This is a genomic window from Pseudomonas sp. G3-39 (assembly GCF_054790485.1).
Genome location: NZ_CP186497.1, coordinates 48,087 through 59,754, shown reverse-complemented (window position 1 = coordinate 59,754; position 11,668 = coordinate 48,087). Strand labels below are relative to the sequence as shown.

The window sequence follows — 11,668 nt, the reverse complement described above, 5'->3', positions numbered from 1 at the left end:
GTTTTGAAACAAATCTTCTCGGCAGAGAATTTCTATAGTTCATCCAGCTCGATGGCTACCCCTACTTCGTTCCTGCGCGAATATGTGATTGACACCAAATCGAAATCATCCAGCTTATTCAGGATCGCTTCATAAATTTCTGGCGAAATCAGCACAGCCACTGTTGTGTCGTGCTTCCGAAACTCGACAGGCCCGTTGGAGATGCTTTCGATCACTGCCTCAATACAGTCCCCAAGCGCGTCAACATCAATTGTTCTGACTGGCAAAAATGATTGCATCGACGGCTCCGGATTGTTGAATTGGCAAGCTACTCCAACATCGATAGGGATCCTGCGGACATTCTGTAATAAGGTTTTACTTCAGTCCTACAAAACCCGCCCCTTGCGCAACAACACATTCAACTGATCCACCACCTCCGCCCAATCCGCATCATCAAGAATCTCATCCCGCAAAAAATCCGCCTGGCTCCTGCTCCAGAAAAACGCGTCTGCGAGGTGCAACTCGGGTTTGAGTGGTGAATGGGTGGCGATGAATTGGTCGATGCTGACCGGGTCGCTGCTCAGGCCGAGCTGCTCGAACAGGGATGGCAGGCTGTGGGTTGGCTGCTCCATGGAAGACTCCTTCAAAAATGCGGTGGGAGATTATTCGCGAGCAGGCTCGCTCCCACAGGGGAACGCGCTCAACCTGTGGGAGCGGGCTTGCTCGCGAAGGCGTCCGCGAAAGCGCTACAAAACTCAATGACTCAACTCCCGCACCTCGGCATGCGGCACCATTTTCAGAAACTCGGGCATGCTCATGTGCAGCAGGTAGTTGTGGTTGCCGGCTTCCAGGTAGATGTCTTTCTGCCGGGTCAACAGCGGGTCGATGACCATGTCCAGGCCGTAGGAATCACCGAGCGGCGGCACCGCGCCGCGTTCGCAGTCATCGAAGATATGCGCCAGGTTGCTCTCCCGGGTGATCTGCCATTCGCCGCGACTACGCACTTTACTCAAGTCCAGATGCCGACTGGCCGGCAGCACGGCCATCAGGTAATGCCCGTGGTGGTCGTCGAGAATGACTGACTTGGCCACGCGTTCGGCGGGCACCCCGGAAACCCGCGCGGTTTCCAGGCTGCTGGCCGAGTGGCGGTGGGCCACGATGTCATATTCGCAATGCGCCCGGTTCAGGCTGCTCTGCACTTTTTTTGCCATACGCATGCTGCACCTCGGTGTCCCGCTGAACGTTGTGCCTGTTCTGCTGAGTCTAGTTCGGCCAGTTGCTGATGAAGGGAAATCCGCTCATTGGACACATCCGCTTATTGATCAAAATTCAGCCGGCGCCAGTCTCAACTAGACTTGAGGAAACACCCCATGACTCTCCCGGAGGGTCACGTGAACAGCCGATGTTGCACGTTTTTCCTGATACTGCTGGCCAGCGGCTCGGCCCTCGCGGCTGATGTCCTGCCGACGGCGGTCAATCCGCTCGGCCTGTGGCTGATCACCCTCGGCATTGCCTTTCTGATCGCCGAAGCCGCGCTGCCCAACTACGGGGTGATCGGCCTCGGCGGGATCATCATGTTCGTCATCGGCGCGCTGATTCTGGGCAACGCCGAGTTGCCAGTGCCGATGATCATCGGCCTCGGCCTGGTCAGCGCCCTGCTGCTGATCGCATTGATCGTCCGCGCCTTGAAAACCCGCCCGCGCCACGCCGTCAGCGGCGATGCCGGGCTGGTCGGCAGCGTGACGGCGGTGACCACCGTACAAGCGCAAAACGCCCACAACGGCTGGGTGCAATTGCAGGGTGAACACTGGCAAGTGCAGAGCACGACACCGCTGCACGCCGGGCAATCGGTGCGCGTGGTCGGGCGAAATGGCTTATTGCTGAAAGTCGCCGCGACTGACGCGGTGCGACACGGAGAGTGATCATGGGTCTGCAAATCGGTTTCGTTGCACTGCTGCTGTTGGTCATTGCCCTCGCCGGGTCGACCTTCCGCATCCTGCGTGAGTACGAGCGCGGCGTGGTGTTCCAGCTCGGACGCTTCTGGCAGGTCAAGGGCCCGGGGCTGATCCTGCTGATTCCGGTGGTACAGCAAATGGTCCGGGTCGACCTGCGCACCGTGGTCCTCGACGTGCCGCCACAGGATGTGATCACCCGCGACAACGTCTCGGTGAAGGTCAATGCGGTGCTGTACTTCCGCGTGCTCGACCCGCAGAAGGCGATCATTCAGGTCGAAGACTTTCTCTCGGCCACCAGCCAACTGGCGCAGACCACCCTGCGCGCGGTGCTCGGCAAACATGAGCTGGATGAACTGCTGGCCGAACGCGAGCAGTTGAACATCGACATCCAGCAGGTGCTCGACGCCCAGACCGACGCCTGGGGCATCAAGGTCGCCAACGTCGAGATCAAGCACGTCGATCTCAATGAATCGATGGTGCGTGCGATTGCCAAACAGGCCGAAGCCGAACGCGAACGCCGGGCCAAGGTGATCCACGCCGAAGGCGAACTGCAGGCCTCGGAAAAACTCATGCAAGCCGCCGAAATGCTCGGCCGCCAGCCCGGTGCCATGCAATTGCGTTATATGCAGACCCTGAGTTCGATTGCCGGTGACAAGAGCTCGACGATCGTCTTTCCGTTGCCGATCGAATTGCTCAAGGGGATGGCGGATTTGTCGGGCAAATCCTGAGCCTGCGATCACCCGCCCGGTTTATCGGCGCTCGGCTCCCTCACGTACAAACGTGCAAATGCGCCGCCTGCATGGACATCGCTCTGCCGCTGCCAGCCTTCAGGCAACGCGGCAAACTCATCGGGTTCATCCAGCGTGCCGATCAACCACATCCGCGTGCTGCCCTTGGACACGTCGCCAAGCTGATCGAGGAAAACCTCCTCGCCGACCAAAGTGCCAAATCCGTAGGCATTGGGACGCGTGGAACGCCCATCCGCCGCTGGTGGCGTATACAGACGGATCTGCGCGTCAGTGCGGTTGTAGTAGATGTAGCTGAGGTACCACATCATGTCGCTGGTGACGATCCGGTCACCCTCGGTGAAGTGTCGATTGACGTAGTCGACCAGCACGCTGAACTGATCATTGCTGTCGACCGTGGCGTTGTTCTTCACACCCACCAGTTCGACCCCGACGAACAGCACCAGAATCGCCAGCGCCAGAACGCGAGAGCCTGCGTACAGCCGATCGACCGCCAGCGCCACCAGCATCGGCAACCCCAACGCATAGGCCGTCAAATACCGCTCGATGAACACCGGCGAGATGAACGACACGCCAAACACCAGCAGAATCGGCATCACGCTGTAGCACAGCAACAACAAGCTGCCGCGAAATACGCTGCGATCACGATGCAGGGCAACGGCAATCACGGCTACCAGCGCCAATGGCAAAAGCAAAAACAGCCACCCCGGCAAGGTCATGCCGTCGTCCTGGATCAGCAACGACCAGACCATCGACGGCAATGAGCTGAGGGTCACCGGATCTTCCCAGCCTATGTCATTGCTGGCCTTGAGTTCCGGGATGTGCTGCAGCAGATCAAGCAGGTTGGACACCCACGGCATGTACAGCAACGCGATGCTCACGTTGGCCAGCCACCAGGCCGGACGCTGAATATGCCGCAGCCGATACCCCGGCTGCACGCGCACCGCTGTCAGATACAGCCAGTGGCTGATCACGCACAGAACGGTGAAGTAGTGGGTGTAGAACGCTGCCGTCATCAGCAGCGCATAGGCCACCAGATAGCGATGCCGACGCGGCTGGCGCACCCAGTAGACCAGCGCGATCGTCGCGCCGATCAGCCACATGCCGAGCAGCGAATACATGCGCACTTCCTGGCTGTAGCGCACGGCCGTGGGCAACAACGCCAGCAACAGCCCGGCCAGCAACGCAGCGCGACGGGTGGCGAGCAGATCCACCAGCCACACACCGAGACCGACGGTAATGATCCCCGGCAGCGCACTCATCAAGCGAATGGACAGGATGCCGTCACCGAACAGCCCGATCCAGCCGTGCAGCAGCAGGAAATACAGCGGTGGGTGCACGTCGTGGGCCGCTAGCCCCCAGATCTCGGCCAGTGGAAACTGGCTCAGCAGGACGCTGGAGCCTTCGTCGAACCAGATCGCCGCCGCCGTCAGGTCGAAAAAACGCACCGCCGCCGCGAGCAGCATGATCGGTAACAACCAGTGCTCTCTGGCCCAGCGAAGCAGACGCAAGGCCACCAGCCATGCACCCGGGACCGCGCGCGGATCCTGCGTGTCGCCAACCGGCGTTTCTCTGTGTGCCGCCATTGCATCCTCTTGCTGTGCCGGAATATCGCGAACGGATGGAGCCGAACCTGCCCGTCACTTTAGGTCAGCCACGGGAGGGCCGTCGATGGCGGTGTGCGCTTTCACGACATCCGGCACCCCGGCCAATCCCAAACAGCCCTCGGCATTTCCAGTTCAGACCATCAGCGTTGCGCCATCTCCCCCGCCGGATACACCGACTCCCAGCCCCCGCCCAACGCTCGGTACAACCCGACCATCGCCAGCGAAACGCCGGTCGAGCTTTCCACCCACTGCTCCTGAGTCGCCAGCAACGCGCCTTGAACGGTGAGCACGTTGACGAAATCAACCACGCCTTCGACGTATTGCTGTTGTGCGGTGCGCAGGGCGATCTGGTTCTGCCGCACGGCTTCGGCGAGGCTGTCGCGGCGGCGTTGGCTGGCGTTGTAAGCCGTCAGTTGGTCGTCGATTTCATGCCAGGCGCGCAGCACGGTCTGCTGGTAGGCGATGGCCGCTTCCTGTTGCTGCGCCTCACGCAGTTGCAGCACGCCGCGCAGGCGTCCGCCGTCGAACAGCGGCAGGCTGAATTGCGGGCCGATACCGAACGCACGCGAGCCCCAGGAACCGAAATCGCTCAGTTGCATCGCTTGCGAGCCGAGGTTGCCGGACAAGGTGATGCGCGGGTAGAAATCGCCCTTGGCCACGCCGATGTTGGCGGTGGCGGCATGCAGGCGCGCCTCGGCCTGCCGGATGTCCGGCCGGCGTTCGGCCAGCTGCGACGGCAGGCCGATGGCAACTTGCAGCGGTGACTGCGGCACCGCGCCGTCTGTGGATAACTCCTTGGCCAGGGCCTGCGGCGGTTCGCCCATCAGCAGGCTTATCGCGTTGATCAATTGCGACTGACGCTGCTCAAGGGCCGGCAGGCGCGATTCGATGGCGGAAACCTGCGCGGCAGCTTCGGCGACGTCCAGATCGGTCGCCACACCGTCATTGAGGCGTAGTTGCGACAGCTTGAGGCTGTGCCGGGCGACGTCGAGGTTCTGCTCGGTGACCGCGCGGGTGTTCTGCACGCCGCGCAGCTGGATGTAGTTCTGCGCAGTGTCGGCCAGCACTGCCAGCAGCACACCGCGTCGGTCGTTTTCGGCGACTTCGAGGTTGGCATCGGCGGCTTCGGTTTCGCGGCGCACGCGGCCCCAGAAATCCAGTTCCCAAGAGGCGGAGAAACCGGCATCCCAAAGGTTGAAAGCGGAATCGCCGTTGTGTCCGGACGGGTCATTCAGGCCTTCGCCACTGTTGCGTTTACGCGCGTAGCTGCCGGTAGCGGCGGTGTTCGGGTAGCGATCCGCGGTGATCACCTGGCGCGCGGCACGGCTTTGTTGCAAGCGGCTGCTGGCCAGTTGCAGATCGAGGTTGCTGTTCATCGCCCGCTGGGTCAGGGCTGAGAGTTGCGGGTCGTGAAAAACCTCCCACCAGCGTTCGTTCAACGGTTCGCTGACGGCTTGGCTGGGGGCGGATTTGGCGGGTTTGGCCCAGTCGGCGATCTGTGTGGCTTCGGGCTTGTGGAAGTCGGGGCCGACGGTGCAGGCGCTGAGGCCAAGAGCGAGCAAGGCACCGAGTGCGAGTTGCTGCCACTGGCCTCTTCGCGAGCAAGCCCGCTCCCACATTGGGTAATGCGTTCCCCCGGTGGGAGCGGGCTTGCTCGCGAAGGCGTCAGTTCTATCAACGCTGTTCATCGCTGAGTCACCTCGCGCTCCGCCGGCGCCGAACGGCGAGTGTCGATACTCGCCTCCACCGACATGCCCACACGCAATCGCTCGGCCAATGGCTGACCCGGCTCAAGCACGATCTTCACCGGAATCCGCTGCACAACCTTGGTGAAGTTACCCGTGGCGTTATCCGGTTTCACCGCGGCGAATGTCACGCCAGTCGCCGGGGCGATACTTTCGACGCGGCCGCTCAACGCTTCGCCGCCGAGACTGTCGACGCGTACCTGCACGTCCTGCCCCGGCTGCACGTCGGTGAGTTGGGTTTCCTGAAAGTTGGCGACCACATACGCCTGACGCAACGGCACCACCGCCAGCAGCTTGCTGCCCGGCGTGACATAAGCGCCGACACGCACCGCGCGCTCGCCGACCATGCCGTCCTGCGGCGCAGTGATGCGCGTATACGACAGCTCGAAACTGGCGATTTCCAGCGCCGCCTGCGCGTGCTTCAGATTGCCTTCGGCAGCATCGCGCTGCGCCGTGAGAATCTCTACCTGCTTACGCTCGGCCGCCAGTTTCGCGCTGGCGGTATCGAGCCGAGCGGTTGCCTGATCAATACGCGTGCGGGCCTGTTGCGCGTTCTGCACCGTGCCGGCACCTACACCGGCGAGGTGGTTGTAGCGATTGAGTTCCTGCTGGGCGAAGGCCATTTCTGCCTTGGCCGAGACCACCGAGGCCTGCGCCTGAGCAATCACCGACGTCTGCCGCTCCAGCGTGGCCTTGGCGTTTTGCAGCTGAGCGCGGGCGACCAGGGTTTGCGCATCGGCCGCTTCAGCGGCGGCGCGCAAATCGCGATCATCGATCAGCGCCAGCAACTGCCCGGCCTTGACCTGCTGGTTGTCTTCCACCAGCACTTCCTTGATGAATCCGGCCACGCGCGGCACCACCAGGGTGAAGTCGGCGGAAACAAACGCATCGTTGGTGTTTTGCTGGGTGCGCTTGCCGAACAGTCCCGGCACCGCCAGGTACAGCAACACGCCGACCGCCAGTGCGGCCGCCACGGCCACCGCGAGTTTTTGCTTTGCTTGAGTCGTCATAAAAACCTTCGGTATCAGTGAAGCAATCAGGTCGGCGCACGGGGCGGAAAGATCCGCGTCGGCAGCCAGAAAATCAGCAGGATCAGCGCCACCGCGACGCCGGCCATGCACACATAGAGATCGGACGAAGTCAGCACCACGGCCTGTTCATGCAGGCGATGGGCGAGCCCCGGATCGCTGCGATCGGCCAGCGGTGAGTTGCCGAGGTTGTCGATCAACATGGTGGAATGGAAATGCAGGCGCGCGGTGGTCAGCGCCTCGATGACTCCGGTGGCGATCACCGCCGCCAGGCCTTTGACCGTGTTGAACCAGGCGGAGGCGAACGGCCCGTCCTGCGGCTGGATGCTGCCGGTCGAGAGCATCAACAGCGGCAGCACCGACATCGGCTGACCGAAAATCTGCAGCCATTGCAGGACGTAGAAATTGTCGCGGATCCACTCCGAGGTCAGCAGCGAGCCGCCCAGGCAGGACAGGGTCAACATGCTCAAACCGATGCCGAGCACCCAGCGGCAATCGACCCAGCGCAAGTTGCACAGCGCCGCCACCAGCGGCAGCGCGATCAGTTGCGGCAACGCGGCGATCAGCATGATCGGCGCGGTCTGCACCGGGCGATAACCCTGGATCTGCGCCAGATAGCTCGATGGAATCAACACCACCGCCTGCAACACCACCAGCACCCCGGCCAGAGTCATCAGTGCAAACGACAGGTTGCGGATGCCGAGCATCTGCAACTTGAAAAACGGAATCGGCTGCGACCATTCATTGATCAGAAACGCCACCAGCAACAGCGAACCGGCGCCGAGCAAACCGCAGATCAGGCTCGACTCGAACCAGTCCAGCCGATTGCCTTGCAGCAAGCCGATCACCAGCATGCAGATCGCCGGGAAGCCCAGCAGCAGGCCCTTCCAGTTGAAGGTCTTGAGGCGCTCCAGGCGCAGCGGATCCTGCGGAATCCCCCAAGCGACCATTGCCATGGCAATCAGGCACGGCACGATGATTTGCCAGAACGTCCATTGCCAGCCGACGTATTCACTCCATAAGCCAGCCAGCGGCGTGCCGAGACCCGGGCCGAACGTCGCCGTCAGCGCATAACCGGCCAGACCATAGAGTTTGAAATTGGCCGGCAGAAAGCGCAGCGCAACGGTCATCAGCATCGGCGGCAACGCGCCGCCGGCCAGCCCTTGCAGGGTGCGCATCAGCAGCAGGCTTTCGTAATTCGGGGCGAACGGGCACAGCACGCCGAGCAGCGTGAACAGGCTGATCGCGCAGAGGGTGAAACGGCGCAGCGAAAAGGTCACCGAGCACCACGGCGCGAACGCCATCGCCGCCACCGAGGTCGCGGCGTAGCAGGACACCAGCCAGGTGCCTTCGTCATAACCGATGTTCAGCGCGCCCCGAATGTCGGCCAGTGCGACTTTGGTCACCATTTCGTTGAGGCCCGAGACCAGCACCGCCAGCAGCACACCAACCAGGCCGGTGATGATCCGCGCCCCGAACACCGGTGGCGCAGCCGCCGTCGCCGGACTGGCCGCAGCAATGGGCGCCGGAACCGACAGGGATGTCATGGATACACACTCCGGAAGGAAAAATACCGGAGCATTTTAGTAAGGCTTACTGCTGACGAAAATTGACTTATTGGCAGGTTATAAGTGCGCTCAGTGCAGCAATGAATATCCAATGTGGGAGCGGGCTTGCTCGCGAAAGCGGTGGGTCATTCAACCTGTGCGGTGCCTGACACGACGCCTTCGGGAGCAAGCCCCCTCCCACAGATTTGGTGTGTATCAGGGCTGCGCGGCCAGCCACGTCTCGTCGCAACACGCCTTGAGCGTTTCGCGCAGCCAGCGGTGCGCCGGGTCCTTGTCGAAGCGCGGGTGCCAGGCCTGGGTCAGCATCAGCGTCGGCAACGGAATCGGCAGATTGAACGAGCGCAACTTCAGGCCCAGCCGGCGCACGCTGAGCAACGCTTCCTTGGGCACCGGCAGGATCAGGTCGGAATCGGGCAAGGCAAACATCGCCGCGTGGAAGCTTGGCGCAATCACCGCCACCCGCCGCTCCAGGCCCAGTGCATTCAGCGCGGTGTCAATGGGGCCGCGAGCAATGCCACGGCGCGACATGCTGATATGGGAGAAACCGGCATAGCGCTCGGCGGTGATTTCGCCGTCGAGCAGTGGATGATCCTCACGCACCAGACCGACGAAATGCGTGGAGAACAGGTTCTGCACTTTGACTTCCGGGGTTACCGGACGGGTGTTGCTGACGCTCAGATCAATCCGACCTTCGCGCAGCGCTTCGTCGTCGCCATCGCCCTCGGGGACGAAGCGCAACTCGCAGTGTGGCGCCTGCTGGTCGAGGGTATCGAACAGCTTGCCGCCATATACGCCAATGAAAAAGTCGTTGGCGCGGATGCTGAAGCGCCGGCGCAGGGTGCCCAGATCCACGCTGTCGGCGGAGCGAAACAGCAGCGCCGCCTGCTCCACCACATCGCGCACCTGCTCGCGCAATTCCAGGGCTTTGGGAGTTGGCACCAGGCCGCGACCGGCGCGTACCAGGATCGGGTCGCCGATCGCCTCGCGAATGCGCGTCAGGGTGCGGCTCATGGCGGCGGGGCTGAGGTTCATCCGCCGCGCGGCGCCGACCACACTGCCCTCGTCGAGCAGAGCGTCGAGGGCGACCAGAAGGTTCATGTCCGGGAGTTGCATGCAGAGCACTCGTGGCTGATCTGGATTGATCCGGGCACAATGCTAGCAAACATCCTTCAAATTTGGCGGCGGCTGAAAGGACGCCTTCGCGAGCAAGCCCGCTCCCACAGGGGAACGCATTCCAAAATGTGGGAGCGGGCTTGCTCGCGAAGGCGCCGGTCCTGCCAACACAAATCTCAGCGCTGCATGCCCCAACGCTTCACCGTCACTCGCTCCAGCGTATCGAACACCAGATTCTCCACCAACAACCCGATCAGGATCACCACCGCCAACCCGGCAAACACCTTGTCGGTGTACAGCTCGTTGCGATTCTGGAAGATGTACCAGCCCAACCCGCCCTTGCCACTGGTCGCACCGAACACCAGTTCGGCGGCGATCAGCGTGCGCCAGGCAAACGCCCAGCCAATTTTCAGCCCGGCGAGGATCGACGGCAGCGCTGCCGGGATCAGGATGAACAGCACAAAACGCATGCCCTTCAGCCCGTAATTACGCCCAGCCATGCGCAGGGTTTCCGAGACACCGAGAAAACCGGCGTAGGTGTTCAACGCCAGCGCCCACAGCACTGAATGCACCAGCACGAAAATCAGGCTGTTCTGCCCCAGCCCGAACCAGAGCAACGCCAGTGGCAGCAAGGCAATCGCTGGCAGCGGGTTGAACATCGAGGTCAGGGTACTCAGCAGATCGCGACCAAACTGCGTCGACACCGCCAGCGTGGTCAGGGCGAATGCCAGCACGATGCCGATCAGGTAACCCTTGATCAGCACCACCAGCGATATCCACACCTTGCCCAGCAACTCACCACTGAGCAGGCCGTCGTACAGCGCATGACTGGTCTGCAGAAAACCTGGCAGCAGCAGGTCGTTGTTCTGCACCCGGGCGATCACCTCCCAAAGGATCGCCAGCAGAATCAGGATCAGGCTTTTGCGCAGCCAGCCCTGTTGCCACAGGCGTTGGCCCAGCGGCAATTCGCGCTCGAGCGGCACGCTGGTCAGTGGTTCAAGGACGGTTTCAAACTCTTGTCGTACAGACGATGGTTGGCTCATCGGGCAATCCTCCAGAACGCTCAATAAGCGATACGAATGTCGTTGAAGTCATGGTCACGCTCGGTTTCCGGCGACTGGCCCTCATCGAACAGTAAACGGTGAATGCGCCGCGCCGATTCCTGAAACGCCACGCCGCCGAGGCTTTGCAGATCGTATTGATGGCTGTGCACTTCAGCGCGCACCCGCCCCGGATGTGGCGACAGCAGCAGGATGCGATTGCCGACCACCAGCGCTTCTTCGATCGAGTGCGTAACGAACAGCAAGGTGAAGCGCACCTCTTCCCAGAGCAGCAGCAATTCTTCCTGCATCTTGCGCCGGGTCAGAGCGTCCAGCGCGGCGAACGGCTCGTCCATCAGAAGGATTTTCGGCTGCATCGCCAACGCCCGGGCAATCGCCACCCGCGCCTTCATGCCGCCGGACAAGGTGTGGGGATAGGCGTCGGCGAATGCCGCCAGTCCGACTTTTTCCAGATAGTGCAATGCACGTTCTTCGGCGTCTTTTTTGTTCAAGGTTCGCGAGGCCAGCAGCGGAAACATCACGTTCTGTTTGACGGTTTTCCACGGCGGCAGTTGATCGAATTCCTGGAACACCACGATCCGGTCCGGACCGGGTCCATCGACCCGCTGACCTTGCAGGCGAATCTCGCCTTCGCTCGGCTCAATGAAACCGGCGGCCGCCTTGAGCAAAGTCGACTTGCCGCAGCCGGACGGGCCGAGCAGCACAAAGCGATCCGCCGGATCGATTTCGAAACTGACCTGATGGGTGGCACGCACCACCCGTTGCGGGGTGCGGTATTCGAGGCTGACGTTATCCACCGCCAGCAGCGCTTGCGTACTGGCGACCGGGTTGCTGGCCGCGTGGCCTTGCAAAGGGGCGTTCATCTC

Annotated in this window: 12 protein-coding genes; 2 read left to right on the top strand and 10 right to left on the bottom strand. The window is 62.0% G+C overall.

Annotated features, from left to right (window positions below; genetic code table 11):
- Nucleotides 1-32: 32 nt before the first annotated feature.
- From ACOYXG_RS00185 to ACOYXG_RS00175, 3 genes are all read right to left on the bottom strand, one after another.
- Nucleotides 33-278 carry a hypothetical protein gene (locus tag ACOYXG_RS00185; RefSeq protein ID WP_041070983.1) on the bottom strand — a complete coding sequence of 82 codons (246 nt, stop codon included), beginning with the start codon at nucleotides 276-278 and terminating at the stop codon, nucleotides 33-35.
- A gap of 87 nt (nucleotides 279-365) precedes the next feature.
- Nucleotides 366-611 carry a DUF2789 domain-containing protein gene (locus ACOYXG_RS00180; protein WP_460355201.1) on the bottom strand — a complete coding sequence of 82 codons (246 nt, stop codon included), beginning with the start codon at nucleotides 609-611 and terminating at the stop codon, nucleotides 366-368.
- A 123-nt stretch (nucleotides 612-734) separates the two neighbouring features.
- On the bottom strand, nucleotides 735-1,196 hold the full coding sequence (locus ACOYXG_RS00175; RefSeq protein ID WP_047290739.1) for an aminoacyl-tRNA deacylase: 462 nt from the start codon (nucleotides 1,194-1,196) through the stop codon (nucleotides 735-737).
- A 174-nt stretch (nucleotides 1,197-1,370) separates the two neighbouring features.
- Here ACOYXG_RS00175 and ACOYXG_RS00170 point away from each other — a divergent pair, with 174 nt between their 5' ends.
- Together ACOYXG_RS00170 and ACOYXG_RS00165 are read left to right on the top strand one after the other, a co-directional pair.
- A complete protein-coding gene (locus ACOYXG_RS00170) occupies nucleotides 1,371-1,901 on the top strand; it encodes an NfeD family protein (RefSeq protein WP_256584907.1) in 531 nt (176 codons plus the stop codon).
- 2 nt (nucleotides 1,902-1,903) lie between these two features.
- Entirely contained in the window at nucleotides 1,904-2,662 is a 759-nt protein-coding gene (locus tag ACOYXG_RS00165) for a slipin family protein (RefSeq protein ID WP_003220464.1), read from the top strand.
- An 8-nt stretch (nucleotides 2,663-2,670) separates the two neighbouring features.
- On the opposite strand, the gene ACOYXG_RS00160 is transcribed toward ACOYXG_RS00165, so the two are convergent.
- From ACOYXG_RS00160 to ACOYXG_RS00130, 7 genes are all read right to left on the bottom strand, one after another.
- Nucleotides 2,671-4,266: a glycosyltransferase family 39 protein gene (locus ACOYXG_RS00160; protein ID WP_330206680.1), complete on the bottom strand. Its 1,596-nt coding sequence runs from the start codon at nucleotides 4,264-4,266 to the stop codon at nucleotides 2,671-2,673.
- Nucleotides 4,267-4,427: 161 nt separating this feature from the next.
- The gene (locus ACOYXG_RS00155; protein ID WP_460355196.1) at nucleotides 4,428-5,975 is read right to left on the bottom strand and encodes an efflux transporter outer membrane subunit; all 1,548 of its coding nucleotides are present in this window, start codon (nucleotides 5,973-5,975) and stop codon (nucleotides 4,428-4,430) included.
- A complete protein-coding gene (locus tag ACOYXG_RS00150) occupies nucleotides 5,972-7,042 on the bottom strand; it encodes an HlyD family secretion protein (protein ID WP_096796930.1) in 1,071 nt (356 codons plus the stop codon). Before ACOYXG_RS00150 ends, ACOYXG_RS00155 begins: the two co-directional genes overlap by 4 nt.
- 26 nt (nucleotides 7,043-7,068) lie before the next feature.
- A complete protein-coding gene (locus ACOYXG_RS00145; protein WP_336837932.1) occupies nucleotides 7,069-8,607 on the bottom strand; it encodes an MFS transporter in 1,539 nt (512 codons plus the stop codon).
- Nucleotides 8,608-8,823: 216 nt separating this feature from the next.
- A complete protein-coding gene (locus tag ACOYXG_RS00140) occupies nucleotides 8,824-9,741 on the bottom strand; it encodes a LysR family transcriptional regulator (RefSeq protein WP_460355192.1) in 918 nt (305 codons plus the stop codon).
- Between the two features lie 176 nt (nucleotides 9,742-9,917).
- A complete protein-coding gene (locus ACOYXG_RS00135) occupies nucleotides 9,918-10,784 on the bottom strand; it encodes an ABC transporter permease (RefSeq protein WP_095137828.1) in 867 nt (288 codons plus the stop codon).
- Between the two features lie 20 nt (nucleotides 10,785-10,804).
- Nucleotides 10,805-11,665 carry an ABC transporter ATP-binding protein gene (locus tag ACOYXG_RS00130; RefSeq protein ID WP_460355189.1) on the bottom strand — a complete coding sequence of 287 codons (861 nt, stop codon included), beginning with the start codon at nucleotides 11,663-11,665 and terminating at the stop codon, nucleotides 10,805-10,807.
- Between the last annotated feature and the right edge of the window lie 3 nt (nucleotides 11,666-11,668).

What these genes read in the sequence shown, in the direction of transcription:
- ACOYXG_RS00165 (WP_003220464.1), top strand. Translation starts at nt 1,904, where the DNA reads ATGGGTCTGCAAATCGGTTTCGTTGCACTGCTGCTGTTGGTCATTGCC.
- ACOYXG_RS00155 (WP_460355196.1), bottom strand. Translation starts at nt 5,975, where the DNA reads ATGAACAGCGTTGATAGAACTGACGCCTTCGCGAGCAAGCCCGCTCCC.
- ACOYXG_RS00180 (WP_460355201.1), bottom strand. Translation starts at nt 611, where the DNA reads ATGGAGCAGCCAACCCACAGCCTGCCATCCCTGTTCGAGCAGCTCGGC.
- ACOYXG_RS00140 (WP_460355192.1), bottom strand. Translation starts at nt 9,741, where the DNA reads ATGCAACTCCCGGACATGAACCTTCTGGTCGCCCTCGACGCTCTGCTC.
- ACOYXG_RS00175 (WP_047290739.1), bottom strand. Translation starts at nt 1,196, where the DNA reads ATGCGTATGGCAAAAAAAGTGCAGAGCAGCCTGAACCGGGCGCATTGC.
- ACOYXG_RS00185 (WP_041070983.1), bottom strand. Translation starts at nt 278, where the DNA reads ATGCAATCATTTTTGCCAGTCAGAACAATTGATGTTGACGCGCTTGGG.
- ACOYXG_RS00160 (WP_330206680.1), bottom strand. Translation starts at nt 4,266, where the DNA reads ATGGCGGCACACAGAGAAACGCCGGTTGGCGACACGCAGGATCCGCGC.
- ACOYXG_RS00135 (WP_095137828.1), bottom strand. Translation starts at nt 10,784, where the DNA reads ATGAGCCAACCATCGTCTGTACGACAAGAGTTTGAAACCGTCCTTGAA.
- ACOYXG_RS00130 (WP_460355189.1), bottom strand. Translation starts at nt 11,665, where the DNA reads ATGAACGCCCCTTTGCAAGGCCACGCGGCCAGCAACCCGGTCGCCAGT.
- ACOYXG_RS00145 (WP_336837932.1), bottom strand. Translation starts at nt 8,607, where the DNA reads ATGACATCCCTGTCGGTTCCGGCGCCCATTGCTGCGGCCAGTCCGGCG.
- ACOYXG_RS00150 (WP_096796930.1), bottom strand. Translation starts at nt 7,042, where the DNA reads ATGACGACTCAAGCAAAGCAAAAACTCGCGGTGGCCGTGGCGGCCGCA.